Here is a 25,000-nt window from a genome sequence, read left to right as displayed (position 1 = left end):
CGCGAGAGGTAACCACCCGGCGGACTCGTACGATCACCGGCGCGTACTGCTGTCCTTGTAGGCGCCGGTAGACGACTCACGTCACTGTGTCAGCCGTTCTAGGGCCGACAGGGCTTTCCCGGTTGCAGGTCGTCTCGCATGACCTTCTGTAGATTTTCCAACTCCTTGAAGAACGGCTGCCTTACTGCCTCATATTCTGCCGATTCTGGCCGAAGGGGCTGGGCGGCGAGGGTTTCACGAATGATGCGGAGCTGTCGATAGACTGGCAGAGCGGCTTGATGAACGTGATCCGGAGAAACAATGGCCAACTCTCGTAGAACGGCTTTGGCATCACTGTTTTGAGGGTCGTTGTGGAAGGCATCGTGAACGCCCTGCCGCCGGACGTCATCTGGTTGCTCGCGAAATGCAGCCATTATCATGCGGCTATGCGTCTGCGCTAGAGATGTCAGGAAGCGCGCATATACCACACGCTTCGTCTCATTCCAGTACCGGTCTTGTTCTCTACGCGATCGCACGAGGTCGGTGACAAGAGTCGTCCCGACGCCGAAGATCGCTCCTATGGCTGCAACAGCGAGAGTCCCCAACTCCATGTAGGCAGCGTACGTTTACCGCAACTTGGGAACCAGATTGAATCACCAAGCTCCGTCGCAGGTGAGCCGCCACTCTGAGAGCATCATCTCCCTGGAGCGCATCCGATCGAGGCCGCATCATTAGTGCATGGGCATTGATCTGGAGTTGCATTCCTCGCGGCCGGCGCGCAGTTGGCGCAAGTCCCGCTCGACACTTCTTCGCAGCTCCTACGGCCACGGCGACGCGTTGGCCGATGTGCTCGGCTCGCTCCGGCTCCTCGGAGTTCAGGGACGGCTCACAGCAGCTGATCCATACGGAGACCTGCTGATGAACGAGCAGGAGTCGGCAGCCGCCCTCGGGGAGATCCCCGCCTTGCGACAGCGATGCGGGGATGCGCGACAGCGCGCCGCCTTGGACGACCTCGCGGCGATGTTGGAGCAGTGCGCCGGCACCCCTGGCAGCTACTTGTGGTTTCAAGGCGATTGAGGCGCGCGGCTCCCGTACCGGTACCGGTGTCACGGACCGCGTGGCGCGAGCCTCGGACGCTTCGCAGACGGTCGTTCGACATGCGGACTGCACGAGGCCCCTGCTGGCGATGATCGGACGTCGTACGTCGGCCACTGGGCTCGGGTCGGTCCATGCCCGCCCGCTCGGGCGCTCAAGGCGACGCAGAACCACCGCACCCCGGACGTCGCCGTGGGCAACGGGCGGTTCTCGACGCTGTCGGCGATCGACGCGCAGCTGGCTGTGGCGCTGCAGGAGTAGGGCGCGGGGCACGGGTTTCTCTCCCCCGGCCGCCCGGTCCAACTAGGTGGACCAGTCGGCCAACGCGCCTAACTCGCCCGCCTCGCCTAACGCGTCACGCGGTAACGGAGATACACGACTCCCGAGTTGAAGGTGCGGGTCTCGACGAGTTCGAGGCCCACCTTGCGCTCACGCTGGGGAAAGAACGAGATGCCGCCGCCGACCAGCACCGGGTACACCACGGCCCGGTACTCGTCGATCAGCCCCGCCTCGGCCGCCTCGGCGGCGAGAGTCGCCCCGCCGATCGCGATGTCGCCCTCCCCCGGTTCGGCCCGCAGCCGCTCGATCTCCTCCGCCAGACCGCCGGAGGCGAGGCGGGCCTGGCCCTGCACCTCGGACAGCGTGGTGGAGAACACCACCTTGGGGAGCGGATTCCAGAGCGCGACCCACTCGAGTTCATCGTTGTCGAGCGGGCGGTCCTGCTCGGCGGTCTCCCAGTACAGCATCGTCTCGTACAGCCGGCGTCCCAGCAGGTGGACGCCCACGTCCCGGATCTCGTCGATCCAGAAGCGGAAGACCTCCTTATCGGGCTCCGACCAGTTGAAACTGCCGTCCGGCCCGACGATGTAGCCGTCAAGTGAGACGTTCATGGAATAGGTCACGCGCCGCATCGGGGGTCCTCCTCGGTACCGGGGTCGACAGTAAGACCGCCGGAGGCCGCAGAACTCATCGCGGCTCGCCGGATCCCCTGGCCACTGTCACCTGACGAGACCAAACCGCACAGGCCCCCTCCCCATGGCCGGACAGGTCCACAATGAACCCGTGCGCAAAGCATTCGCCCATGACGCCGTCCTCGTCCTCGCAGCCGACGGTGACGTGAGGGCGCCCGGTGCGGCTGTCACGGCCGGGCTCTGCGGGGATTGGGATCATCAGCCCCCGTGTCCGCTGGCGGCACACCACACCGCTGCCGAACGTTCCGGCGACGAGGTTCGATTGCGTGTGCTGTTCGTGACCGAGCCCGCGCAGGAGGCGGAAGTCCGTAGGCGGATCGAGGCTGCCCTTTCAGGGGCCCGATTCGAGGGCCCCGACGGCCGCATCACGCGGTGGGAGCTGCGCGGTGCGCGGTCCAGTCCCGTTCGCGACGACGAGCTCCCGCATGCCGAGCGCCTCACCGAGGCTGTGTGAGGGCTCCTGCTTACCGTACGTCCACGTAGTCGCCGGCCGTCTTGACCGTCGCGGTCGTGCTCGTGCCGGAGAAGTAGTAGCGCCAGTAGCCGTCGGTCGAGGCCGTGACGGTGGTCCTCAGGTCGCCGGTGCTGTTGGTGTACACGGTCTTGACCGTCGTGTAGGTGTCCGTGCCCGCCTTGCGGAACTGCAGCTTGACCGGCTGGTTGGTGTAACCGCGGTAGTCGTGCGTCTCCCAGTTGGCCCGGGTCAGCTTTCCGGTGACGGTGATGGTCCTGCCCTTGGCGACCGGCTCCGGCGAGGCGTTGACCGTGAGCTTCGAGTAGCGCTGGATGTAGGCGTACTTGTAGACGCTCAGCGAGATGCCGCCGTTGCCCTTGTCGAAGGCGTCGACGGCGACGTTCCAGCGCCCCGCCCACGCGTTCTCCTCCAGGGAGCGGGGGTCCAGGCTGAAGGTCACCCGGCACGTCTTCGTCGTGCTGTTCACGGCCGTGCAGGTACGAGTGCCCTTCGGCACGGTCATGTCGGTGTCCTCTTCGCCGGTCCCGTGCCACACGTGGACGCCCGCGGTCTCGATGCCGGCGGGGTCGGTGGCGGTCACGGAACCGGGGAAGGTGACGACGTCGGCGACGCCGACCGCGACGGGCTTGCCGCCGTTCACCGTGACATCGACGATCTTCGTGTCCCCGCCCCACACCTCGTCGGCCTGGGCCGTGGGAGCAGTGACGGCAGCGAGAGCCAGGGCACCGGACAGAGCGGTGCCCAGGGCGATTGAGCGCATGAGGTCCCCACCAGAGTCAGGGCCTGTCAGTCGGCCCCCCGCCGCAGGCACCACGATCAGTCGACGGAGTGTACTGCGTTCACGCCAACCTGGCTGATTTGTTGCCTGTGCTTCAACCGGCGGCGGACGTGTCGCCGTGTCACGGGCGTGCCACAGCGGTGTCCTGAAGGGAAGACGGGCGTGACCCCGGGGCTCCGGCGGTCCTCATAGTCAGCACAGAGCGGGAGACCGGCGGAGAAAGCCGTCGGCTCCCCACCAGCCGCCCGGAAGGAACCTCCCGTGATGAACCGCCACCTGCGCAACGCCGTCGTCGCCGCCGCCGCGATCACCGCCGGGCTGCTGATGACGGCCTGCCAGAACGGCACCGGCACCGACTCCTCCGGCAAGAGCGGAACCGGGGCAGGCAGGCCGGCGGCCGCGGAAAAGGCCTCGGACTCCCAGGGCTCCAAGGGCTCCGAAGGCTCCGAGAGCTCTGCAACACCCAAGGGATCCGAGGGCTCCCACGACTCCGCGAACCCCAAGGGCGTCAGCGGCACCTTCCAGAACGGCACCGTCAGCTACCTCGCCCCGGGCAAGTACATCGTCTCCGTACCGGGCAGGACCGACCAGCAGTTCCTGGTCGCCGACGACACCGAGGTCCACGGCGCCGGCACCATCTGCGGCGAGGCGGGCTCCAAGGTCGACGCGCCCTGCACGCTGGACCAGTTGGAGGCGGCCGCCAAGAAGGGTGCCGTGAGCGCCGACGTGGAGATGCGGAACGGCATCGCGACCCAGGTGACCGAGCGCCGTTCCGCCGAGGGCAAGGGCGTCAGCGGAACCTGGTTCGGCAACGTCTCCTACCTGGCGCCGGGCAAGTACACGGTGTCCGACATGAAGGGCGTCGAGCAGCAGTTCCTCCTCGCCGAGGACACCAAGATCTGGGGCTACGGCGACATCTGCGGCGACACGAACACGGGTGAAGGCGGCCAGGGCGGCACCGAGTGCACCGAGGCCGAGCTGGAGGCCGCCGCCAAGAAGGGCTTCTCCGCCGAGGTCGTGATCAGCGACGGCATCGCGACCACCATCCGCGACGACCACTGACCCGCACCGCGCCGCGAGCGGCACTGGCGTGGCGGGCGCGGCCCTACGACCCCTGTCCGCCGACCCGTTCGACCGCCGCCGCGGCCGCCTCCGCCTGCCGTCGCGCCTCCCTGAGCCGGCGGTCCGCCGTGCGGGCGTGCTCGCGGGCCCGCTGTTCCTCGGCGCGTGCCTGCTGCTGCTCCTCCCTGGCGCGCTGGAGTTCGGCGGTGAGGTCGCCGACCCGCTGCTGGGCCTTGTCCCAGTTCTTCTTGGCCGCGAAGGCCTCGCGGCTCGCGCTCGCCGCCTCGTCCTCGCGTGCCCGGAGCTCCCGGGCCGCCTTGTCGGCGTCCTTGCGGGCCTGGGCGAGCCGCCGGCGCTGTTCCGGGTCGGGGCGTGCCGCCCGCGCGGGCTTGGCCGGGGCGGGCTTGGCCGGGGCGGGCTCCGCCTTGCGGCGGGGGGCCGTCTGCGCCACGGCGGGGAAGCCCGCGTCGGCCGTGAGTGCCCGTACGAGTCTGCCGCTCGCCCATTCCCGGGCGGCCTCGGGGTCCGCGAGGACGGCACGCAGGGTGCTCTCCACCTCGTGGTGGGCCGCTTCGCTGATCGGGTGGCCCGCCTGTGCGGCCAGCTGGCCGGCCTGCCGGGACAGTGCGCTGACCAGGACCCTTTGCTGCCGGCTCAGCTCGCGCAGCTGAGCTCCGTCCAGGTCGTGGTGGGCCTGTCGCAGGCCCTCGCCGAGGCGGAGCAGCGGTTCGACCTCGCTGTGCCGTTCGCGGACCAGGAGGTTGCTGGCCCAGGCCGACAGGCTGGGGCGACGCAGCTTGCCGATGCGGTCCGCGAGGGCACGGTCGCCGGCCGTGCGGGCCGCGGCCATGCGGGCGGCGCGGGTGGCTGTGAACTCCTCCGGCCGCAGCCTGTACAGCTCGTCGGCGACAGTGTCCAGGTCCATCACGTCACTCTCCGCGCCATGGACGTACCTGTCGATTTTCCCACCCTCGGGGCCGGGCGCGCAGGCCCGGTCACTTCCAGGCGCGGTCGAGGAAGTCGGCGATCAGGGGGGCGATCTCCGGCAGGTGGGTCTCCAGGGCGAAGTGGCCGGTGTCGAGGAGGTGGAGTTCGGCGTCGGGCAGGTCGCGCAGGTAGGCGCGGGCGCCCGGCTCGGTGAAGAACGGGTCGTGGCGGCCCCAGGTGATGAGGGTGGGCGGGGTGTGGTCGCGCAGCCACGCCTGCCAGTCGCCGTAGCGCTCGAAGTTGCTGCGGTAGTCGAGGATCAGTGACCGCTGGGCCTCTTTTCGGCCCGGCAGGTCCAGGAAGTGCTGGTCGAGGGTCCAGCCGTCCGGGGCGAGCAGTTCCGGGTCGGCGACGCCGGTCTCGTACTGGCTGCGGGTGCCGGCGAGGGTGAGCACGTCGGCGATGGTCTCTTCGGCGCCGGGGGTCTGCGCGGTGAGGCCGATCAGCCCGAGGGCCAGGTCGGACAGGCCCTCCTGGTAGGCGTTGCCGTTCTGGACGACCAGGCCGGCTATCCACTCGGGCCGGCGCTCGGCGACGCGCAGGCCGATGGGGGCGCCGAAGTCGAAGACGTACATCACGAAGCGGTCCAGACCCAGGCGCTCGATGAAGCCCTCGGTGATGTCGGCGAGCCGGTCGAAGGTGTACGTGAAGCCGTCCGGGGCCTCGGTGTGGCCGAAGCCGGCGTGGTCCGGGGCGATCAGCCGGTACTGCGAGCCGAGGGCGTCGATCAGACCGCGGAACTGGTGGGAGCCGGAGGGGAAGCCGTGCAGGAGCAGCAGGACGGGTGCGTCGGCTCGGTCGGGCACGGACTCCCGGTAGAAGACGCGGACGCCGTCGACGTCCAGGTGGCGGTGGAGGGTGCGGGTGGGTGTGGCGAGCATGCCTGATCCCCTACCTAATTGGTTGTGGGTTGATTTATGCATTAGCTCTCGACACCCAGGTATAGCCCTCGTTCGACTAACGTGTCAACCGCCGCATGTACCATTAGGCGCATGAGCGATGCCGCCCCGCTGACCGGCGAGCCCCTGGCCCTGGACCTGGTCAACACCCGCCCGACCACCGGTGACCTGCTCACCTCTCCGGACAGCCTGCGAGCCTGGTGGGAGCTCCAGGCCGACCGGATCCCGGACGCCGTGCCGCAGGAGCTCACCGCGGCCGATCTGGCCGCCGTGCTCGCGGTACGGGAGCACACCGCGCGTGCCCTGGAGCATGTCCGGCGGGGCGAGCGGCCCCCGGCGGCGGACGTCGAGGCGCTGAACCGGGCGCAGCGCACCGCGCCCGCGATCAGCGAACTGACCTGGGACGGATCGGCGCCGGCCGTCACGCGGCGGCGCGAGGGCTCACCCGGTGAGCGGCTGGCCGCCGGGCTCGCGGAGGCCGCCGCCGAGCTGCTCGCCGACCCGGCGGTCGCCGGGATCCGCAAGTGCGAGGCCGACGACTGCGTGATGCTCTTCCTGCCCACCAACCCGCGCCGCCGCTGGTGCGCCGCCGCCCGCTGCGGCAACCGGATGCGGGTCGCCCGGCACTACCAGCGCCGCAAGGCCGGATAGCCCGACCCGCCGCGGTCGTCCGACCTCACCGGTCCAGGTACGCGAGCACCGCCGGCACCCGCCGGTTGTCGCCGTCCCCCGGGCAGCAGACCCAGCTTGGTGAAGACCGGCGCGAGCGGGAGGAACGCGGAGAACGCGCCGGCGGGCGGGGCGACGAGGACCCACACCCACTCCCGCCGGGTCTGCGGGTCGCTCGTGATCGACCGAAGCCCCCGTGCCCTCATTCTCGCGACCCCCGGGGAGCGGTGTCGGTGGAAGAAGCTCCCCTCTTCGCCGGGCGGGCGGGATGCAGTGAGCCCGCCAGCGACAGCGTCACCGCGAGCGACGCCACCGCCATCACCGTCATCCCCGTGGCCGGAGAGGTCAGTTGGGCCACGGCGCCGGCCAGCGAGGCGCCCACGCCCTGCATCGTGAGCATCCCGGCGGAGTGCAGCCCCAGGGCGTGCCCGCTCAGTTCGTCGGGTGTCACCGCCATCAGGCGCTCCTGCTGCACCAGGCTCGCCCCGAACCCGACCGACGCGAGAGCCACGGCGACGGCCGCCACCGGCACGCCCGGACGCAGCGCGAAGAAGACGTACGGCACCGCCAGCAGCACCAGCAGAGGCACACCCAGCCTCGGCCGCAGGGCGGGCGGGACCAGTCGGCCCACCGTCACGTCACCGACGAACATCCCCAGCGCCGCGCACGCGAACAGGGTGCCCGCGGCCTCCGGCGCGTACGACACGTACAGCGACTCGCAGCCGACGACCAGGCCGCCCGGAATCCACAGGGCGAGGAAGAGGTACCGGCGCGGGCGGGCGGACCACAGCAGGGCGTTGGTCCGCCACGTCGCCGAGACCGAGGGGCGGCCCTGGGCGCGGGGCGGGCGGCGGGTGAGGCCGACGTGGCTGGTCAGGGCGGCCGTCGCGTACAGGGCCGCGGCGACGAGCAGCGCGGTCCGCGGGGACAGCAGGGCGATCAGCACCCCGCCGGCGGCGTAACCGGTGATCTGCGTCAGGCCGTTCACCATGTTGAAGACCGAGCGGCCCAGCAGATAGCCGTCCTTGGTGAGGATCTCGTTCAGCAGCCCCCAGCGGACCCCGCCGCCCAGCGAGGAGATCAGGCCCAGCAGCAGGACCAGGCAGAACAGCGCCCCGACCGGCAGACCCGGTGCGGCCATCGCGGCCGTGCCCAGCGCGTAGGCGAGCGCGATGCCGGTCAGCGTGGCCCGGGGCGCGAGACGGTCCGCCGCCGACAGCAGGGTCGTCGCGCCCACCACCTGCGCCAGCTGCGGACAGAACATGCTGACGGCCGAGAGCAACGGCGACTCGGTCGCCGCGTACACCAGGGTGCCGAGGGCCAGGCCGCCGACCGTGGAGCCGGCCGAGTGCAGGGCGGAGGAGACGAAGAGCGGGGTGAACTCCGGGGTGCGGAAGAGCTGTTGGTAGCTGCGCATGCCGGGGAGTCTGAGGAGGGCGGCGGCGCCCCGATATTGTTTCGCGCTGACGCGAAAGGTGGCGGGGGCGCGATGGGCTGGTGGCAGATCAACGCGGACACCCTCGCGGCGAGCCGTTTCGTCCTCTCCCCCCTCGCCGAGACGTTCGCGGCGCTGAAGCTCCTGCACTCCGCCCACGCCGCCCACCCCGGCGAACGCGCCTGGCTGGACGCCCATCTGCCCCGCTACCGGGCCCGCCTGGCCGCCGACCCCGTCACCGCGCGGCTGGTGCGGGCGGGCCTCGGCCGGGCCTGGATCGCCGACTTCCTCACGCCGGCCCCGAGGGACGGCGAGACCTTCGAGGAGGGCGTGGCCAGGATCCGCGCGGCCGACCCCGCCGACGCCCGCGCCCACCTCACCGTCTCCCTCGCCGGCCCGCTCCCCGCCGTACTGGACCGGGACGACCTGCCCGAACGCGCCGCCGCGCTCCTCGAACACATCTGGGCCGAGGCCGTACGCCCGGACTGGGAACGGCGCCGACGGGTCCTGGAGGCCGACGTGGTCGCCCGCACGGCCCTGGCGGGCCGGGGCGGCTGGGCGGCCGTACTGGACTCGCTGCGACCGGGCCGCACCCGCTGGCTCGGCGACAACCGCCTCCAGGTGAACCTGCACGAATACCCGCCCCGCGAGATCTCCGGCGCCGACCTGCTCCTCGTCCCGGTCACCCCGAAGGGCGGCTGGGTCTCCTGGGAGGACCCCGGCCGCTATGCCCTGATCTACCCCTGCGCGGGCCCGCTCACGGACCCCGGCGCACGGGCGGTCCCGGCGAGCCTCGGGGCCCTGCTCGGGGCCGGCCGCGCCGAGGTGCTCGTACTCCTCGGCACCCCGCTCAGCACCACCCAGCTGGTGGCGGTGACCGGGCAGGGGCTGGGCTCGGTGGGCCGCCATCTGCGGGTGCTCCTGGACGCGGGGCTGGTGGAGCGGCGCAGGGCCGGGCGTTCGGTGCTCTATTCGCGGTCGTCGGTGGGAGACGCCGTGGTGGCACCGCCCGGCGGCATTCCACCCACCTGACCGACCGGAGTTAGCATCCGCCTCATGACGACTGCAGACAGCAACAACACCTCCCCCCTCGACGTCGACATCGACACCCTCACCGGCGGCCCCGCCGACCTCGCCCAGTACGCGGGCAAGGCGGTCCTGATCGTCAACGTCGCCTCGAAGTGCGGCCTGACCCCGCAGTACACGGGCCTGGAGAAGCTCCAGGAGCAGTACGCGGAGCGTGGCTTCACCGTGCTCGGCGTCCCCTGCAACCAGTTCATGGGCCAGGAGCCCGGCAGCGCCGAGGAGATCGCGGAGTTCTGCTCGGCGACGTACGGCGTGACCTTCCCGATGACCGAGAAGGTCGAGGTGAACGGCGCGGGCCGGCACCAGCTGTACGAGCGTCTGGTCGGGTTCGCCGACGCCGAGGGGCACAGCGGTGACATCCGCTGGAACTTCGAGAAGTTCCTGATCGGCCGGGACGGCGGCGTCGTAGCCCGCTTCTCGCCGCAGACCGAGCCGGAGGCCGCGGAGCTGGTGGCGGCCGTCGAGGCCCAGCTGGCCTGACCGTCGGTTGACCTTGCCCCTGGGGCAGGGCCGAGCGTCCTTGTCACCGGGCGGAACGGCCGCCCGGTGACGGAGGAGAGGGCCGTGAACGACGAACTGCTCACCATCGGCGCGTTCGCCGCGCGGGCCAGGCTCTCGGCCAAGGCGTTGCGGCTGTACGACCGCCTGGGCCTGCTCGCCCCCGCGCAGGTCGACGTGGCCAGCGGCTACCGCTACTACCGCGCCGACCAGATCGAGCGGGCCCGCCTGGTGGCGCTCATGCGCCAGCTCGACATGCCGCTCGCCCGGATCGCGGAGATCGTCGAGGCCCCGGACGGGGCCACGGCGGCCGATCGGCTCGGCGCGTACTGGGCGGACGTCGAGACGCGGGTGGCCGGACAGCGGACCCTCGCCGAGTACCTCCGTGGACGACTGTCGGGGAGGAGCTCCGAAATGAACGCCAAGTTCGTGATCGAGACGGTGGACGTGCCCGAGCAGGTGTTGATCACCGAGACACGGCATGTGCTGGCGGGCGAGCTGCCGGCGTGGATCGGCGCGTCGCTGGGCCGGCTGGAGTCGGCGTCACGGGAGTGCGGCGGCATCACGGCACCGCCGTTCGTCGTGTACCACTCCGAGGTCTCGATGGAGAGCGACGGCCCGGCCGAGTCGTGCGTGCCGGTGGCCGACGAGTCGGCGGCGCGGGCGTGGGTCGAGCGGCACGGCCGTAGCTGGGAGACCAAGGTGCGCGTCGAGCCGGCCCAGCGGCTCGCGTACACCCGGATCACCAAGGCGCAGGTGGCCCATCCGCAGATCCTGGCCGCCTTCGAGGCGGTGGAGGCCTGGATCCCGAAGAACGGTCTGTGGCAGGCGGGTCCGTGCCGGGAGGTGTACTTCGCGGAGTGGGACGCGCTGGGAGCCGAGGACCCGGCGTGCGACGTGGCGTTCCCCGTCCGGTGAGGCCGTGCTGCGCCGGGGCTCAGCCCTGGCGCAGCTCCTCCGGGCAGGGCGTTCCCCGCGGCCAGGTGTACGGCGCCGCCAGCCGGTAGGTCCCGGCCTTCGGGGCGACCAGCGTCGTCCACTTGTCGCCGAGGGCGTCCTCCTCGGTCTCCATCAGGCAGCCGTTGAGGTTGTCGTACGACTTCGGCTCGCCGTCGGGCCGGTCCTGGGACTCCTCGGTCTCCTTCGGCGGGTCGAGCTTCTTGCCGTCGGCGTCGACGATGCTCAGCCACGGCGAGTAGGGGATGCGGACGAGGACGCGGCCCGGCTTGCTCACCCGCATCGTCATCTCGCCCTGCTCGGCCCGGTCCACGACGGCGTTGGGCTCGGCGAGCGGTGCCGGGGCGGTCACCTTGAACAGCTGCCAGTTGGCGTCGCCCCACACCTGCTTCAGATACGGCAGGCCGCGCTGCACCAGTTCCCGCTCCCGCTCCGCCGCCGAGGGATCCGGCTCGTCCTTGGGCAGCACCACGAAGTGCACGGCCCAGCGCTGGAGCCACTCGCGGTAGTTCGCGGAGTTGAGGGTGTCGTCGTAGAAGAGCGGGTTGCGCTGGATGTCGGCCTGGCGGTTCCAGCCCCGGGCGAGGTTCACGTACGGCGCCAGGGCGGAGGCCTCGCGGTGGGAGCGGGCCGGCACGACCTCCACCCGGCCCTTCTCGGCGCCGACCTCCTGGAGTTCGTTGACAAGCGGCGCCAGCTCGCGCGCCCAGGAGGCGGCGGGGGCGGCGTGGATGATGTCGTCCACCGTCTTGAAGCCGATCCACCCGGCGAAGCCGAGAAGCCCCAGCACGGCCGCGTACCACTGGCGCGAGCGCGGCACCGTGAAGGGCAGGGCGGCCACCAGGGCGACCCCGGCGAAGAGCATCGCGAGCCGGGTGATGTTGGACCCGATCTGCGAGCTGACCACCCACACCAGGACGACGGAGAGGCCGTAGACCGCGGAGACCAGGCGGACCGTCTTCCACTCCTTCGGTACGACGAAGTAGCTGACGACCGACAGCAGCAGCGGCATGATCACCGAGCCGATCCCCATCGGCTGCGTGCCCGAGAAGGGGAACGCCCACGCCGACACCCCGACCACGGCCGCCGGCGCCAGCCCCAGCGCCCAGGCGCCCGGCCGCCGCTTCTGCAGGAACAGCGCGACCGCGACGAGGCCCACGAACAGGCCCGCCACCGGCGACGACATGGTGGCGAGCGCGGCCAGCGGCGCCGCGCACAGCGCCTTCGCCCAGCGCTTGTAGCGCCAGCGGTGGGGCCAGCAGAACACGACGGCGACCGCGCCCAGCGCGAACATCGTGCCCAGGCCGAAGGTCACCCGGCCGGAGATCGCGTTGGCGATGAGCCCGAGCACCCCGGCGAGCGCGGCCCACAGCCGGTTGCGCACCATGGGGGTCCCCCCGCTCGAGCGAAGTCGAGAGTGGGGGAGGCTGCGCAGGAGCACCAGCGTCAGCAGGCCCGCGCTGAGGGGCCCGGCGATCATCATCGTCGTACGGACGCCGAGGACCGACATCAGATACGGCGACACCACGCTGTAGGACACCGGGTGCATACCGCCGTACCAGGCCAGGTTGTAGGCCGAGTCGGGGTGCCGGCCGACGAACTCGGCCCAGGCGTCCTGGGCGGCGAGATCGCCGCCACTGTTCGCGAACGTGAAGAACCAGATGATGTGGAGGAGCCCGGCGAGGGCCGTCATCGACAGCACCGGGTGGCGCAGCAGACGCTCACGCACCGTGGCGGCCGCGGCGGTCAGCCGCGACGGCGGTCCGTCCTCCGTTCGGCTGGGACTCTCGCCCGAGCGTGGCGCGGGTACGCGTATTCGCGGACCGGCTCCCCGTTCCGGATCGGCGTCGTCGGCGCGTGTCGGCTCCGCAGTGGCCACGTCTGAGGCACTCCCCGTGTGTCCCGTCTTCTGTTCTGGCCGCGTCCCGTTTCCCGCGTGTTGTCGGCCCTGTCCCTGAAGGTTCTCCGGTCGCGCCTTGTGAGCGACGGCCTGCCCGTTTCGTGACGCTAGCACGCAGCCCGCCGACGAGCGCCGTCGGCGGGCTGCGGGGGGCCCTCTGTGACGTACCCGGGTCAGCCGATGCGGGTCAGCTTGTCCAGGAAGCCCGGTTCGGCGAGGTCCGTCCGCAGGGCGACGGGGATCTTGACCGCGCCGCTCGTGCCGTCACCCACGGTGAGGGTGCCCACCTTGGCGCCGGCCTTCGCGGTGTGCGGCACCTCGTCAGGGGCGAAGGTCAGCTCGACCTTCAGGCCGGACCAGCCGACCGCCGTGACGTCCTTGGTGGCGACGACGGCGGTACGGCCGCCGAGGCCGTCGTCGACGTAGCCGACGACGTCGCCCTTCTTCAGCAGCGTCGCGGACTCCAGCGCGCCCTGCGCGGCCCGGATCAGCTGGTCGCCCGAGTCGAGTGCGGCGGCGAGGATGCCGGCGCCCGCGTCCGGCTGGCGTACGACGGCGCCGATGACGGTCCGGGTCTCTCCGCCGACGTCCTTCTTCGCGGCGAACACGAGGTTGCCGAGGGCGGAGGTGGTGGTGCCGGTCTTGATGCCGACGACGTTGTTCCTGCCGACCAATTGGTTCCAGTTGCCGTGGTTCTCGCCCTTGTAGTCGTCGTACGACATCATCGCGGCGACCTCGCGGAAGGCGGGGAACTTCATCGCCGCCTTGGCCAGCTTCACCTGGTCCACGGCCGTGCTCACGGTGGTGTTGTTCAGGCCGGAGGGGTCGGTGTACGTCGTGTTCTTCATGCCGAGGTCGTCGGCGGCGGCGTTCATCTTCGCCACGAACGACTTCTCCGAGCCGGAGTCCCAACGGGCCAGCAGGCGGGCCACGTTGTTCGCGGATGCGATCAGGATGCTCTCCAGGGCCTCGCGCTGGGAGATCTCGTCGCCGCTGGTCACCTTGACGGTCGACTCCTGGCCGGCGTCCGACTGGTCCTCGGCGGCCTGGTCGATCTTGATGTTCGGGCCCTTGTCGCCGCTGTCGAGCGGGTGCTCACGCAGGATGACGTACGCGGTCATGACCTTGGCGACGGAGGCGATCGGGACGGGCTTCTGCTCACCCGAGGAGCCGAAGCTGCCGATGCCGTCGACGTCGAGGGCGGCCTGGCCGTCGGTGGGCCAGGGGATGTCGATCTTGCCGCCCTCGAAGGTGTACTCGTCCTTGGCGGTGAGGTCGAGGGTGGGGGCCGGGAGCGGGCGGACGGACTGGATGACGCCGAGGACGATCACGAGCAGGATGACCAGCGGCGTCCAGATCTTGATCCGCCGGATGACCGTCCGGACCGGGGTCTCCGGGGGCGGGGGCGTGTTGGTCAGTTCGGCGAGCAGGTCGAGCGGGGGCTTGGGCGGCAGCGGTTGCTGGGTGGTCCGCTCGGGGCCGACCTGGGGGACGGCGGCGGTGACGTCGGGGGCGGGGGGCATGGGGGCGGGGGTGGGGGGCTTGGGGGCGCCGCCCTGGTGGATGTCCGGCTTGAGCGCGACGAACTTGCTGGTGCGCTCGGCGGGGTTCTCGGGGGCCGCGGGTGCCTTGGGCGCTTCGGGCGCTTCGGGCGCTTCGGGCTTGGGCGCCTTCAGCATGGTGGTGGGCTGGTCGACGTGCGGCTTCTTGGGGCGTACGGCCTTGAAGACGGCGGTCGGCTGGTCGACGGCCTTGGCCTCGGCTTCGCCTTCGGCCTTGGTGTTCCCACCCGCACCACCCGTGCGGCTCTCGTCGTCGGCCGCGGGTGGCCCCTCTGGGGCGTCCTCGCCGTCGTCGGGGGCGGTGGACTCGTCCGAGTCGGCGGGCTCGGCATCCTCGGCGTCCGACTCCGCGTCCACGTCGGCCGACTCGCCGCTCGCGTCTTCGCGGTCCGGGCCGGAGGACTTCGCGCCCTCGGGCTTCGCGTCCTGAGGCTCTGCGCCCTCGGGCTTCGCGTCCTGAGGCTCCGCGTCCTCGGGCTTCGCGTCCTGAGGCTCCGCGTCCACGTCGGCCGACTCGCCGCTCGCGTCTTCGCGGTCCGGGCCGGAGGAGTTCGCGCCCTCGGGCTTCGCGTCCTGAGGCTCCGCGTCCTCAGGCTCCGCGCCCTCGGGCTCTGCGTCCTGGGCCTTCGCGTCCTCCGCTTCGGCCGCGTCGGCGTTCTCGGCAGTTCCGTTGGTGGCGGAGTCGGCGGCATCGATGCTCGGAGCGTCGGCCGGCTCAGTGGTCTTCGCCGCGTCGGCGGCCGTCCCCTCCCCGCTGTCGCCGTCGTCGGAGGCGGCCTCAGGAGCCTCCGAGGGCTCGTCCGTGCCGTCTTGGGCGCCTTCGGCGTCTTCGGCGTCCTCGGCGTCCTCGTCCGTGTCCGCCGAGGCCACCCAGGCCGCCACAGCCGCCTTCAGCCGATCGTCGCCCGCCTCCGCCGCGGCATCGTCCCTGCCGTCGGTGTCACCCGCGTCCTCGGCGTTCTCCAGTTCCGCCCGTACCGCCTCCAGTTCCCGGCGGGAGAGGACCTTCGTCGCCGTGTCCACGCTCTTGCGGGACTCGCTCTCCCGGGCCACCGCCAGACGCGGGTCGGTCGCCGGGGGCTTTGTGGGTTCGGGAACCGGAATCGCGCTCCCCGACGTCGGTTCTGCCGACGACTCGCGCTGCTTCGACCTGTCGGGGGACTCGCCCGCCACCGATGCCTCCTCCATGTGCCGCCGCACGCCCTCCGTGCGTCTGCCGAACCGTGAGCCGTCGCCCGGACCCGGTGCCCGTACGATCCCCCGTGCCGCCGTCCGAACCATGTACCAGTGTCCTGTGCGCGGGCCTCAACTGACGCGGTAGACGAGAACGACATACCTACCGGTTCCCTCACGAACCGGTCACGCACCCTCGACAGATGAATGTGAGAGGGGTCACCCTGTCTTTCATCCACGCGGGGAGGCATGGATGGGCAGGAGCCGCAGAACAATTCCGGAGGAGCTTCTGCTGCTGGCACTGGACCCGACCACGGGTACCACTGCACAGCCGCAGTCGCTCGACCTCGGTCTGGCCGGAGCACAGCTAGTAGAGCTGGCGCTGGCCGGACGGATAGCCCCAGACGGGGATCGTATCGCCGTGGTGTCCCCACGGCCGACTGGAGATCCGACTCTGGACTGCGCGTTGGAGTTGCTGCGAAGGCGCGGCGCTCCGGTGCGGGCGGTCCATTGGATTGGCGGGCCGCGCCTTGGCCTACGCCAGACCTATCTCTCGCATCTGGAGCGGTGCGGCATGGTGCATGCCGTGGCGGGCCAGATGTGCGGAGTGCTGCCGACGACTCGCTACCAGGCGACGGACACCGCCATCAGCCGGGAGATCAGGGCCCGGCTGGATTCCGCGATCCGCACCGGCGTACCGCCGGACCCGCGGACCGCGGCGCTCGCCGCCCTGGCACACGCGGTCGGCCTCGGCAAGCACCTGTATCCGGGCAACGAGGGCAGGTCCTCGCGGTCCCGGCTGCGGGATCTGATCAGGCACGACCCCATGGGCGGTCTCGTCGCGCACGCCGTGATGGACGTCCAGAACGGCGCGGCCGCACAGCCACGCCGTGCCCCGGCCCCGGCCGGCCGTCAGGCCGCCCCCGGGGGCAGGGCCGCAGCGGAACCCGCCCGTGGCGTTCCGGTGCAGCCGCGCCGCGGATCCATGGCGCGCGTCGTGGCCCACTGAGCCGCAGTCCCACGACCCGCACCACCTGATCCACCCGCACCACAGCACGACAGCACCACATGCTCGACCGCACGACACGCACACCGTGTGCAGCGCCGCACCGCGGTCCTCAAAGACCGGTTCGGGAGCCGCTGGTCCGCGCGGGGTGACGGGACCGGATGTCCGGCTGGAACCGGACAGGGACGACGGTTCCGCCGCCCCGCGCGGCCGCATGTGCCGACAGGCCCGTGAACTGGCGTGTATCCAGCGCATATCCACCGTTTCCCAGCGGTAGTAAGCACCTTGGTGGCAGTCTGCTCAACAGCAGATACGCAAAGTGGCAATCAAGGCACGCAGCCGGAGGTGCACGTCCCGTGGCGTCCAATGTCAATCCCACCGTCAGGCGACGCCGGCTGGGCCAGGAGTTGCGCCGGCTCCGCGAGCTCAAGGGCATGACGGCCGAAGAAGTGGCCGAACGGCTGCTGGTGTCGCAGTCGAAGATCAGCCGGCTGGAGAACGGCCGGCGCAGCATCAGCCAGCGGGACGTCCGCGATCTGTGCGGGGTCTACGAGGTGGAGGACCACCGGATCGTGGATTCGCTGATGCAGATGGCGAAGGACTCGCGGCAGCAGGGCTGGTGGCACTCCTTCGGCGACATTCCGTACAGCGTCTACATCGGGCTGGAGACGGACGCCGCGAGTCTGCGGGTGTACGACCCCCAGGTGGTGCCGGGGTTGTTGCAGACCAAGCAGTACGCGGAGGCCCTGATCGCCGGGGCGCTGCCGGAGACGGCGTCGGCCGAGATCGAGAAGCGGGTCCAGGTGCGGATGCGTCGACAGGAACGAATCTCCACCGAGGAGAACCCGCTGCGCCTGTGGACCGTCCTCGACGAGGCCGCGCTGCGCCGGGTCGTCGGCAACCGCTCCCTCATGCGCGACCAGCTGGAACAGCTCGTCGAGCAGTCCCAGTTGCCGCACGTCACCGTGCAGGTCATCCCCTTCGAGATGGGTGCGCACCCGGGCCTGAACGGGCAGTACGCGATCCTGGAGTTCCCGGACGCGGCCGACTCCAGCGTCGTCTACATCGAGGGCGTCACGAGCGATCTGTACCTGGAGAAGGCGAACGACGTCCAGAAGTACAGCGTGATGTACGAGCACCTGCGGGCGCAGGCCCTGAACGTGGAGCAGTCACGCCAGTTCATCGCGGACATCGCGAAGGAGTACGCGCGCTGAGGCGCCCCTCCGGACCGGGCAAGCGCCGTACGGTACACCGTCGCCCGGCCCGGTGGAAGACTCCTCTGGAATATGCCACCCACCCGAGTGAATAGTCGCTTCGTCAGCCGATGTTGGCGAGTAGCGTCGATCACGCCACCCAGCAATACGGGTTGGCGTGAATCGTCCTGCGGGGCCCGGTCCGGGCGCGCACGGCGATGACAGCAACTCAACATCTGGCAATTCGGAGCAAACATGGCAATTCGTCAGGGTTCCACGGACACGTGGACCAAGTCCTCGTACTCCACAGGAAACGGCGCGTGCGTCGAGGTCAAGTCACCGGTCACGGCGGCCATGGCGGTGCGGGACTCCAAGGTTCCCGAGGGCCCGATCCTGGCGTTCCCCGCGGAGGCGTGGAACACCTTCGTGGCGTCGGTGAAAGCGTAAGGGGCGGGTCTGTCTGATACTCACCCTCGACCGACCTCGAGATCAACAACTGCACAAGCAGCACAGCTAGAGCCCTCTCGACCAGCCCGCCGTCCTTGCCGAGGGGGCTCGGCCGTGCCCGCGCTCAGCGCAGTTCGGCGACGTACCGATCGGTCCCCGGCACCGTGGGCACGAACGGCGCCACCAGCTCCACGCGACCCAGCCCCGACTCCCCGACCGCCGTGTCCAGGTCGGTGAAGTGCGCCTCCCAGCACTCCCGCGGGTCCGCCTCCAGGAACCACAGCAGCGTCAGCCGGGTGTCGACGCCCTCGACCTGCTTCACGTACGACATGCGGTCGAGGGGCAGCGGGGTGGGCCGGAAGAGCGTCACCATCGCGGCCGGGGAGCCCGCCAGGCGCTTGGGGAGATGACGGGCGCGCAGCCACTCCAGCAACTCCGCCCGCCGCTCGGGGGACTCGGCGTCCACCACCTCGACCACCAGGCCCGCGTACGGGTGGTCCAGGGCGTGGAAGTCGCGGGGGCCGGCCGCGCCGTCGCGGTACACCGTCGCCTCGTGGTCCTGGAAGGCCGTGAAGACGTGGGTGCGGTCCTGGTAGACGCGGGCGTCGCGGTTGAGGCGCTTGTTGATGGCGACCGTCCAGCGCATGTGGTCGGCGTAGCGGCCGGCGGTGATCCAGTACGTGGAGATGTAGCAGCCGGCGGTGACCGGCTGGGCGATCGCCGACTTCTCCGGGTAGCGCAGCAGTTGGAGGTCACGGGTGGCCACCCAGCGCCTCCCCGTGAACATCCAGGGCATCGCCATCGCGCCGGCGTAGTAGTGGTCGTCCTCGTACCAGCGGTTGTAGGCGTACTCATGGCCCGGGTGCGGCTCGACCATGGTGATCAGGGCGTGGCCCGGGTGGACGCCGTACGGGCCCACGGCGGCCAGTTCGGCGTAGGTGTCGCTGCGGGTGTCGTCGCTCATGCGGTTCCCCTTTCCTGCGCTCGCCCATACTCTGACGCTCCGTCAGATAGAGCGCCAGAGGCGGGAGGTCGCCAATGTCACTGCTCGCGGGCAAGACGATCGTGGTGTCGGGGGTCGGGGCCGGGCTCGGCCATCAGGTCGCGGCGGCCGTCGTACGGGACGGCGGGAACGCGGTGCTGGGGGCGCGGACCGAGGCGAACCTGGCGAAGAGTGCCGCCGAGATCGATCCCGACGGGACGCACACGGCGTACCGGGCGACGGACATCACCGACGAGGGGCAGTGCGGGGCGCTGGCCGCGCTGGCCGGGGAGCGGTTCGGGGGGATCGACGGGGTGGTCCATGTCGCCGCCTGGGACTCCTACTTCGGCGGCCTGGAGGACGCCGACTTCGCCACCTGGCAGTCGGTGATCGACGTCAATCTGCTGGGCTCGCTGCGGATGACCCGGGCCTGTCTGCCGGCGCTGAAGGCGGGCGGGGGCTCGGTCGTCTTCATCGGGACACAGTCGGCGGTGGCGGCCCCCTCGCAGGTGCGGCAGGCGGCGTACGCGGCCTCGAAGGGGGCCCTGACGAGCGCGATGTACTCGCTGGCCCGGGAGCTCGGCCCGCACCGCATCCGGGTCAACACCGTGCTGCCGGGCTGGATGTGGGGGCCGCCGGTGCAGGCGTACGTCCAGTTCGCCGCGCAGACCGAGGGCGTGCCGGAGGCGGACGTGCTGGAGCGGCTGACGGAGCGGATGGCGCTGCCCGAGCTGGCCACGGACGGGGACGTGGCCGACGCGGCGGTGTTCCTGGCCTCGGACAGGGCTCGGGCGATCACCGGACAATCGTTGCTGGTCAACGCGGGGGAGCTGATGCGGTGAGTTCATGTAGATGAACGCAGGCCCTCATCTCGAACGTTTTTACCTCCCCTTGACCCTACGCTCACTTGTCGTGCTCACGCGACAGCGCCCACGATGAGCGCCGGGCTGAACCCTGGGAGGGCGCACATGAACGGTCTCGACTGGGCCGTGCTCATCGGCTATTTCGGTGTGATGGTGGCGATCGGCGTCTGGTCGCACAAGCGGGTGGACAACGTCAGCGACTTCTTCACCGCGGGCGGCAAGATGCCGTGGTGGCTGTCCGGGATCTCGCATCACATGTCCGGATACAGCGCGGTGATGTTCACCGGGTACGCGGGCATCGCCTACACCTACGGCGTCACCTCGTTCGTCACCTGGTCCTTCCCCATCGCGCTCGGCATCGCCATCGGTTCGAAGCTGTTCGCGCCGCGGATCAACCGGCTGCGCTCCCGGCTCCATGTGGCCTCCCCGCTGGAGTACCTGAAGAACCGCTACGACCTGAAGACCCAGCAGGCGCTGGCCTGGTCCGGCATGCTGCTGAAGATCGTGGACGTGGGCGCCAAGTGGGCGGCGATCGCCACCCTGCTGTCGGTGTTCACGGGCGTGTCCCTCAACCAGGGCATCCTCATCACCGGCAGCATCACGGCCGTCTACTGCACCATCGGCGGCCTCTGGGCGGACGCCCTGACCGAACTCGGCCAGTTCGTCATCCAGTTGCTGGCCGGTGTGGCGATGTTCGTCGCGGTCGTCATGGAGCTGAACGACAAGGGCATCGGCTTCCTCGAGGCCTGGGACCGGCCGGAGCTCCAGGGCCACGGTGAGCCGCTGGTCGGGCCGTACGGGACCGTCTTCCTGCTCGCGTTCCTCTTCATCAAGCTCTTCGAGTACAACGGCGGCATGCTCAACCAGGCCCAGCGGTACATGGCCACGGCCACCCCGCGGGAGGCGGAGCGCTCGGCGCGGCTGTCGGCGGTGCTGTGGCTGGTCTGGCCCGTGGTGCTGTTCTTCCCGATGTGGATGTCCCCGCTGCTGGTCGAGTCGCAGAAGACGGACGGCTCGGACTCCTACGGCCTGATGACCGAACAGCTGCTGCCGCACGGCCTGTTGGGCCTCGTCATCGTCGGCTTCTTCTCGCACACGATGGCCATGTGCTCCTCCGACGCCAACGCGATCGCGGCCGTGTTCACCCGGGACGTGGCGCCGGTGCTGTCGAAGCAGGCGCGGGCCTGGGGCGAGCGGTCCGGTCTGATCGCGGCCCGCGTGACCACGGTCGTCTTCCTCGGCCTGTCGATGGCGGTGGCGACCCAGGTCAACTCCCCCACCTTCAAGGACATCATCACCGTCGTGATCAAGTGGGTCGCCGGACTCATGGGCCCGATCGCCATCCCGATGATGCTGGGTCTGCTGCGCCCGTTCCGCCGCTCCGGCCCCACGGCCGCGCTCACCAGCTGGTCGATGGGTCTGCTCGCCTTCTGGCTGGTCAACTACCCGATCAGCTGGCAGATCGAGGGCGGGGTGCCGCTCCAGTACCAGGTCTCCATCCCGCTGGCGGTCTCGCTGGTCCTGTACATCCTCATCGGCTTCCTCAAGCCGGAGGACACCCCGGAGCGGCTCGCGATCGTCGAGCGCATCAACACGGACGACGACGGCTCCGCGGCGGCCGCGGTGCCGGCGCCGGCCGGTCCGGTGGAGGACGCGGTGGGGACGCGCGCGAAGGAGTAGGGCCCCGGCCGTCGAAGGGCGTCCCTGTGACGCCGCCCAGGGGGGTCAGGCTCGGGGGTAGCGGGCCAGCCAGCCCGGGGAGGACCCGGCCGGTCCGTGCAGGGCCGGGCCCTGGGTCATCTCCATGGCGAAGTCGTCGGCGAGTTCGAGGATCGTGGGACGGCCCTCCAGCTCGGCCAGCCAGGCCGGGGGCAGGGCCGTCTCGCCGTGCAGGGCGCCGAGCAGTCCGCCGGTGAGGGCGGCAGCGGCGGCGGAGGGGCCGTCGTGGTTCACGGCGAGGCAGAGGCCGTGCCGGACGTCCTCGCCGACCAGGGCGCAGTACACGGACGCCGCGAGCAGGCCGTCCGCCGAGCCGTCGGCCGCGAGTTCCTCCACCCGGGCCGGGGTGGGCATGCCCTGCCGTACGGCGCCCAGCGCGTGCTGCAGCGCGTCCGACACGGGTTCGTGGCCGGGTCGGACGGCGAGCAGCGCGAGCGCCCGCTGCACGGCACCGTCGAGGCTCTCGCCGCAGGCCAGACCGTGCACGATCACGGCGTACGCGCCCGCCGCCAGGTAGGCGACGGGGTGGCCGTGGGTCTGCGTCGCGCACTCCACGGCGAGCTGGACGACGAGCTGCGGCTCCCAGCCGACGAGCAGCCCGAAGGGCGCGGAGCGGGCGACGGCCTCGGGCCCGAGCTCGCCGGCGTTCTTGGGCGCCTCCAGGGTGCCCATGATCTCGTCGCCGAGGCCGATCAGGAGGGCGCGGGTGGCGTCCCGGCGGGCGTACAGCCACTCCTCGCGGGCCAGCCAGCCGTCGTCCTTGCGGCGCTCGTCGGGACCCCAGTCCCGCTGTGTGGCGGCCCAGCGCAGATACGCCCGGTGCACGTCGGTGGGCGGATGCCAGGCGCCGGTGTCTCTTCGCACCTGGGCTCTTATCAGCCCGTCCACGGAGAAGAGGGTCAGCTGGGTGAGATGGCTCACGGCACCGCGCCGCCCGTACCCGAACCCCAGGTCGACGAGGCCCTCGGCGCCGTACTGCTCCTGGATCTCCTCCAGCGCGAGCCCGTCGACGGGCGCACCGAGGGCGTCCCCCACGGCCACGCCGAGCAGCGTGCCCCGCACCCGGGCCCGGAAGTCCTGCTGTTCGGTACGGCCCCAGACGGCGCCGGCCATCGCACTCACCCAGACCTCCCCGTGACAGCGTCCGTCCGTACGACAGTTCGCCACTGTAATCGACCAGGGACGGTCGGTTCAGGGGGCGGATCGGTATGCGGGATGTGACCGAAGTGGGCTTGAAAGGTCAGTTTTCACCGTTCGCGGGGCCACACCCAGTCCGTCACAGCCCCGCCTCGGCCTCAGCGGCCTCCCGGATCGCTCGGATCTCAGCGATGGCGTCCGCCGGGTCCCGCTCCCCCGCGTCCACGACGTGCTCCAGCTCACGCAGCCGTGCGGCGCGCTCCGGGTGCCGTTCGATCGCCACGAACACGGCCCAGGAGTGCACGAAGGCGCGCAGCGGGGCGAGGCTCTGCGTCTGCTGCGCGTTCGTCGTGGCCTCGAAGAGGTGTTGCGTCAGGGCCGGGATCCGGCTCGGCGCGATACGCGCAACGGCCGCCCGCAATGCGTCCGGGGTCAACTCGGGCATGGGGATCAGCGGACCGTAGGGGCCATCGGTCTGGGCGCTCACGGTGACCTCCGGTGCGAGTGGCTCGGTCCTCGTACGGTACCGGCGGAGTCGGTGGCGCGGTGCGTGGGCAGCGCTTGGCATGGGGCTCGCTCCGGGTCTCTACGCCACCGCGGCGACCGGTCGGCAGTCACGGCATCGGCCCGGCTGCGGGGAGCGGAACGCCCGGTCGCAGCCGTCGCAGGTCTGGAGTGGGTCCGGGCGGGCCGTGGGCGGAGGGCTTCCCGGGGTCGGGAGTGCGGGGGGCAGCAGGGCTGTGAGGCGGTGGGCGAGGAGCGCCGCCGGGTTTCGGATGGGGTCCCCGGGCAGGCCGTTCGTGAGGGTTCGCTGTACGGCGGTGGGCGGTACGCCTCTGTCCAGCCAGGCGGAGACGGCCGGAGCGAGGCGGTGTACGTCCCGTTCCGCGAGCAGCAGGCGGGAGTCGTACGCGCGCAGGCCGATGAGGAGGTCGACGGCGGCCCGGGGCGCGGGCGACGCGGGTGGCGATGCCGGGCGCGGTACGGGCTCCGCGGCCGCTCGGGCCACCGCGCGGACCGGCTTGTTGTACGAGATCGTCCGGGTCACGACTCGGCCCGATTGAAGACGCTCCTTGGTGCGCGCCAGGTATCCGTGCGCCTCCAGCTCGCGCAGGGCGGCGGCGATGCGCATCTCCCCCTCGGGGAACTTCGCCGTGAGGGCCTTGATCCCGATCGGGGTCCTCGCGGGCAGCGACTGGATGTGGACCGCCAGGCCGATCGCCGTCAGGGACAGCTCGGGGTGCTGGGCGAGGTGGTTTCCGACCACGACGAAGTGATCGTGGTGGGGCTCGGTGACGTGCTCGACGCCTCCGGCGAAAGCGCCGGACTTGGGGCGTGCGGGCGCGCTAGGGTGCTGGTCAGTCATCGGGAAGGGTGCTCTTCTCGGTGTTAGGCCCTCGCACTGGGATGGCAGTCCCGGCGGGGGCCGATTCATGTGTGCGGATCGCGGTCTGTCTGCGGCTGACGCTGCACCATCGAAACCCTTGCGCGCCAGCCGAGTTGGCGATGTTCACCCCTGCGGGTGATCGACAGGGGCGGTGAGGGCGGGTTGGTTCTTTTCCCGGTTCTTTGGTCTTTGGCGTCGGGACCCGCCGGGTCACGACTCCCCGCGACCCGGCCTCAGTTCGGCCCACACCGTCTTGCAGGGAGCCGGCGCCTCGTCGACGCCCCAGCGCTCCGCGTACACCGCCACGATCAGCAGCCCCCGCCCCGACTCCGCCTCCCCGCCCACCGCGTCCCGGACCTGCGGGATCCGGTCTCCCCGGGCGTCGGTCACCTCGATGCGCAGGGTGCCGTCGGAGTGGAGCAGCAGCCTCAGTCTGAAGTCCCTTCCGGGGAGGCGACCGTGGAGCACGGCGTTCGACGCGAGCTCCGCCACCACGTGCTCCGCGCCCTCGAAGGGCACGCCCCAGTCGTCCAGTTGGCGCTCGGTGAGCAGGCGGGCCAGTCGAGCACCTCTTCGAGTTGTGGACAACTGAACCGTGAAGTGGTCCGTGGAAGAGGTCGCTTGGGAGGGGAAATTCGGACTCATGTCACCTAGCGTGGCGAGCCCTTCCTACTCTGAACAGCGATGACCTCGGTACGGAGCGTGACTGTCCGGTCGGCCGCCGGGGTCGTACGGCTCGT

At 70.9% G+C, this 25,000-nt stretch carries 24 protein-coding genes; 11 read left to right on the top strand and 13 right to left on the bottom strand.

The genetic code is table 11. From position 1 onward, the window contains the following. Nucleotides 1-98: 98 nt before the first annotated feature. A complete protein-coding gene (locus tag ACIRD7_RS25380; protein WP_403457106.1) occupies nt 99-590 on the bottom strand; it encodes a hypothetical protein in 492 nt (163 codons plus the stop codon). A gap of 127 nt (nt 591-717) precedes the next feature. Between ACIRD7_RS25380 and ACIRD7_RS25375 the strand changes: the two genes are divergently transcribed. Beyond that, nucleotides 718-1,056, top strand: coding sequence for a hypothetical protein (locus ACIRD7_RS25375; RefSeq protein ID WP_403457103.1), 339 nt, complete (start codon nt 718-720; stop codon nt 1,054-1,056). A gap of 365 nt (nt 1,057-1,421) precedes the next feature. On the opposite strand, the gene ACIRD7_RS25370 is transcribed toward ACIRD7_RS25375, so the two are convergent. Then, on the bottom strand, nt 1,422-1,985 hold the full coding sequence (locus ACIRD7_RS25370; protein WP_403457101.1) for a dihydrofolate reductase family protein: 564 nt from the start codon (nt 1,983-1,985) through the stop codon (nt 1,422-1,424). A gap of 524 nt (nt 1,986-2,509) precedes the next feature. Continuing rightward, complete coding sequence (locus tag ACIRD7_RS25365) at nt 2,510-3,280, bottom strand: calcium-binding protein (protein ID WP_403457099.1); 771 nt, start codon at nt 3,278-3,280, stop codon at nt 2,510-2,512. 282 nt (nt 3,281-3,562) lie between these two features. Between ACIRD7_RS25365 and ACIRD7_RS25360 the strand changes: the two genes are divergently transcribed. After that, nucleotides 3,563-4,360 (top strand): hypothetical protein, encoded by a 798-nt coding sequence (locus tag ACIRD7_RS25360; protein ID WP_403457504.1) that lies wholly within the window; start codon nt 3,563-3,565, stop codon nt 4,358-4,360. 43 nt (nt 4,361-4,403) lie between these two features. Here ACIRD7_RS25360 and ACIRD7_RS25355 read toward each other — a convergent pair whose 3' ends face one another. After that, nucleotides 4,404-5,285 carry a hypothetical protein gene (locus ACIRD7_RS25355; protein WP_403457097.1) on the bottom strand — a complete coding sequence of 294 codons (882 nt, stop codon included), beginning with the start codon at nt 5,283-5,285 and terminating at the stop codon, nt 4,404-4,406. A 70-nt stretch (nt 5,286-5,355) separates the two neighbouring features. After that, a complete protein-coding gene (locus ACIRD7_RS25350; protein ID WP_403457095.1) occupies nt 5,356-6,228 on the bottom strand; it encodes an alpha/beta fold hydrolase in 873 nt (290 codons plus the stop codon). Between the two features lie 111 nt (nt 6,229-6,339). Here ACIRD7_RS25350 and ACIRD7_RS25345 point away from each other — a divergent pair, with 111 nt between their 5' ends. Continuing rightward, nucleotides 6,340-6,897, top strand: coding sequence for a CGNR zinc finger domain-containing protein (locus ACIRD7_RS25345; RefSeq protein WP_403457093.1), 558 nt, complete (start codon nt 6,340-6,342; stop codon nt 6,895-6,897). 220 nt (nt 6,898-7,117) lie between these two features. On the opposite strand, the gene ACIRD7_RS25340 is transcribed toward ACIRD7_RS25345, so the two are convergent. Continuing rightward, entirely contained in the window at nt 7,118-8,332 is a 1,215-nt protein-coding gene (locus tag ACIRD7_RS25340) for an MFS transporter (protein ID WP_403457090.1), read from the bottom strand. A 72-nt stretch (nt 8,333-8,404) separates the two neighbouring features. Between ACIRD7_RS25340 and ACIRD7_RS25335 the strand changes: the two genes are divergently transcribed. The 3 genes from ACIRD7_RS25335 to ACIRD7_RS25325 all read left to right on the top strand — a co-directional run bounded on the left by ACIRD7_RS25335 (nt 8,405) and on the right by ACIRD7_RS25325 (nt 10,852). Continuing rightward, complete coding sequence (locus ACIRD7_RS25335) at nt 8,405-9,382, top strand: ArsR family transcriptional regulator (RefSeq protein ID WP_403457086.1); 978 nt, start codon at nt 8,405-8,407, stop codon at nt 9,380-9,382. A 24-nt stretch (nt 9,383-9,406) separates the two neighbouring features. Beyond that, nucleotides 9,407-9,916 carry a glutathione peroxidase gene (locus ACIRD7_RS25330; RefSeq protein ID WP_403457084.1) on the top strand — a complete coding sequence of 170 codons (510 nt, stop codon included), beginning with the start codon at nt 9,407-9,409 and terminating at the stop codon, nt 9,914-9,916. A gap of 84 nt (nt 9,917-10,000) precedes the next feature. Beyond that, nucleotides 10,001-10,852: a MerR family transcriptional regulator gene (locus ACIRD7_RS25325; RefSeq protein WP_403457081.1), complete on the top strand. Its 852-nt coding sequence runs from the start codon at nt 10,001-10,003 to the stop codon at nt 10,850-10,852. Nucleotides 10,853-10,871: 19 nt separating this feature from the next. On the opposite strand, the gene ACIRD7_RS25320 is transcribed toward ACIRD7_RS25325, so the two are convergent. After that, nucleotides 10,872-12,770 (bottom strand): MFS transporter, encoded by a 1,899-nt coding sequence (locus ACIRD7_RS25320; protein ID WP_403457078.1) that lies wholly within the window; start codon nt 12,768-12,770, stop codon nt 10,872-10,874. A 194-nt stretch (nt 12,771-12,964) separates the two neighbouring features. Next, nucleotides 12,965-15,526 carry a D-alanyl-D-alanine carboxypeptidase gene (locus ACIRD7_RS25315; RefSeq protein WP_403457076.1) on the bottom strand — a complete coding sequence of 854 codons (2,562 nt, stop codon included), beginning with the start codon at nt 15,524-15,526 and terminating at the stop codon, nt 12,965-12,967. A 253-nt stretch (nt 15,527-15,779) separates the two neighbouring features. Between ACIRD7_RS25315 and ACIRD7_RS25310 the strand changes: the two genes are divergently transcribed. From ACIRD7_RS25310 to ACIRD7_RS25300, 3 genes are all read left to right on the top strand, one after another. Beyond that, the gene (locus ACIRD7_RS25310; protein ID WP_403457074.1) at nt 15,780-16,535 is read left to right on the top strand and encodes a GPP34 family phosphoprotein; all 756 of its coding nucleotides are present in this window, start codon (nt 15,780-15,782) and stop codon (nt 16,533-16,535) included. 353 nt (nt 16,536-16,888) lie between these two features. Next, nucleotides 16,889-17,746: a helix-turn-helix domain-containing protein gene (locus tag ACIRD7_RS25305; RefSeq protein WP_403457071.1), complete on the top strand. Its 858-nt coding sequence runs from the start codon at nt 16,889-16,891 to the stop codon at nt 17,744-17,746. A 234-nt stretch (nt 17,747-17,980) separates the two neighbouring features. Beyond that, entirely contained in the window at nt 17,981-18,172 is a 192-nt protein-coding gene (locus tag ACIRD7_RS25300; RefSeq protein ID WP_398819235.1) for a DUF397 domain-containing protein, read from the top strand. Nucleotides 18,173-18,296: 124 nt separating this feature from the next. Here the strand turns inward: ACIRD7_RS25300 and ACIRD7_RS25295 are convergent, their stop codons facing one another. After that, nucleotides 18,297-19,136: a hypothetical protein gene (locus ACIRD7_RS25295; RefSeq protein WP_403457068.1), complete on the bottom strand. Its 840-nt coding sequence runs from the start codon at nt 19,134-19,136 to the stop codon at nt 18,297-18,299. Between the two features lie 74 nt (nt 19,137-19,210). Here ACIRD7_RS25295 and ACIRD7_RS25290 point away from each other — a divergent pair, with 74 nt between their 5' ends. Both ACIRD7_RS25290 and ACIRD7_RS25285 read left to right on the top strand, forming a co-directional pair. Next, on the top strand, nt 19,211-19,996 hold the full coding sequence (locus tag ACIRD7_RS25290; protein ID WP_403457066.1) for an SDR family oxidoreductase: 786 nt from the start codon (nt 19,211-19,213) through the stop codon (nt 19,994-19,996). Nucleotides 19,997-20,122: 126 nt separating this feature from the next. After that, a complete protein-coding gene (locus ACIRD7_RS25285) occupies nt 20,123-21,697 on the top strand; it encodes a sodium:solute symporter family protein (RefSeq protein ID WP_403457064.1) in 1,575 nt (524 codons plus the stop codon). A 45-nt stretch (nt 21,698-21,742) separates the two neighbouring features. Here ACIRD7_RS25285 and ACIRD7_RS25280 read toward each other — a convergent pair whose 3' ends face one another. The 4 genes from ACIRD7_RS25280 to ACIRD7_RS25265 all read right to left on the bottom strand — a co-directional run bounded on the left by ACIRD7_RS25280 (nt 21,743) and on the right by ACIRD7_RS25265 (nt 24,905). After that, nucleotides 21,743-22,858, bottom strand: coding sequence for an ADP-ribosylglycohydrolase family protein (locus tag ACIRD7_RS25280; protein WP_403457061.1), 1,116 nt, complete (start codon nt 22,856-22,858; stop codon nt 21,743-21,745). A gap of 154 nt (nt 22,859-23,012) precedes the next feature. Continuing rightward, complete coding sequence (locus ACIRD7_RS25275; RefSeq protein WP_403457059.1) at nt 23,013-23,360, bottom strand: DUF6247 family protein; 348 nt, start codon at nt 23,358-23,360, stop codon at nt 23,013-23,015. 99 nt (nt 23,361-23,459) lie between these two features. Next, nucleotides 23,460-24,239: a helix-turn-helix domain-containing protein gene (locus ACIRD7_RS25270; RefSeq protein WP_403457056.1), complete on the bottom strand. Its 780-nt coding sequence runs from the start codon at nt 24,237-24,239 to the stop codon at nt 23,460-23,462. 231 nt (nt 24,240-24,470) lie between these two features. After that, complete coding sequence (locus ACIRD7_RS25265; protein ID WP_403457053.1) at nt 24,471-24,905, bottom strand: ATP-binding protein; 435 nt, start codon at nt 24,903-24,905, stop codon at nt 24,471-24,473. Between the last annotated feature and the right edge of the window lie 95 nt (nt 24,906-25,000).

It is taken from the genome of Streptomyces sp. NPDC093568 (genome assembly GCF_044764945.1).
Classification (GTDB): Bacteria; Actinomycetota; Actinomycetes; order Streptomycetales; family Streptomycetaceae; genus Streptomyces.
The sequence above is the reverse complement of the archived record's forward strand: the minus strand, read 5'-3'. Positions and strand labels throughout refer to the sequence as shown.

Bases quoted from the DNA above. Each gene is read 5' to 3' on its own strand.
- ACIRD7_RS25380 (WP_403457106.1), bottom strand. From the start codon at position 590: ATGGAGTTGGGGACTCTCGCTGTTGCAGCCATAGGAGCGATCTTCGGC.
- ACIRD7_RS25375 (WP_403457103.1), top strand. From the start codon at position 718: ATGGGCATTGATCTGGAGTTGCATTCCTCGCGGCCGGCGCGCAGTTGG.
- ACIRD7_RS25370 (WP_403457101.1), bottom strand. From the start codon at position 1,985: ATGCGGCGCGTGACCTATTCCATGAACGTCTCACTTGACGGCTACATC.
- ACIRD7_RS25365 (WP_403457099.1), bottom strand. From the start codon at position 3,280: ATGCGCTCAATCGCCCTGGGCACCGCTCTGTCCGGTGCCCTGGCTCTC.
- ACIRD7_RS25360 (WP_403457504.1), top strand. From the start codon at position 3,563: ATGAACCGCCACCTGCGCAACGCCGTCGTCGCCGCCGCCGCGATCACC.
- ACIRD7_RS25355 (WP_403457097.1), bottom strand. From the start codon at position 5,285: ATGGACCTGGACACTGTCGCCGACGAGCTGTACAGGCTGCGGCCGGAG.
- ACIRD7_RS25350 (WP_403457095.1), bottom strand. From the start codon at position 6,228: ATGCTCGCCACACCCACCCGCACCCTCCACCGCCACCTGGACGTCGAC.
- ACIRD7_RS25345 (WP_403457093.1), top strand. From the start codon at position 6,340: ATGAGCGATGCCGCCCCGCTGACCGGCGAGCCCCTGGCCCTGGACCTG.
- ACIRD7_RS25340 (WP_403457090.1), bottom strand. From the start codon at position 8,332: ATGCGCAGCTACCAACAGCTCTTCCGCACCCCGGAGTTCACCCCGCTC.
- ACIRD7_RS25335 (WP_403457086.1), top strand. From the start codon at position 8,405: ATGGGCTGGTGGCAGATCAACGCGGACACCCTCGCGGCGAGCCGTTTC.
- ACIRD7_RS25330 (WP_403457084.1), top strand. From the start codon at position 9,407: ATGACGACTGCAGACAGCAACAACACCTCCCCCCTCGACGTCGACATC.
- ACIRD7_RS25310 (WP_403457074.1), top strand. From the start codon at position 15,780: ATGGGCAGGAGCCGCAGAACAATTCCGGAGGAGCTTCTGCTGCTGGCA.
- ACIRD7_RS25300 (WP_398819235.1), top strand. From the start codon at position 17,981: ATGGCAATTCGTCAGGGTTCCACGGACACGTGGACCAAGTCCTCGTAC.
- ACIRD7_RS25295 (WP_403457068.1), bottom strand. From the start codon at position 19,136: ATGAGCGACGACACCCGCAGCGACACCTACGCCGAACTGGCCGCCGTG.
- ACIRD7_RS25290 (WP_403457066.1), top strand. From the start codon at position 19,211: ATGTCACTGCTCGCGGGCAAGACGATCGTGGTGTCGGGGGTCGGGGCC.
- ACIRD7_RS25285 (WP_403457064.1), top strand. From the start codon at position 20,123: ATGAACGGTCTCGACTGGGCCGTGCTCATCGGCTATTTCGGTGTGATG.
- ACIRD7_RS25270 (WP_403457056.1), bottom strand. From the start codon at position 24,239: ATGACTGACCAGCACCCTAGCGCGCCCGCACGCCCCAAGTCCGGCGCT.
- ACIRD7_RS25265 (WP_403457053.1), bottom strand. From the start codon at position 24,905: ATGAGTCCGAATTTCCCCTCCCAAGCGACCTCTTCCACGGACCACTTC.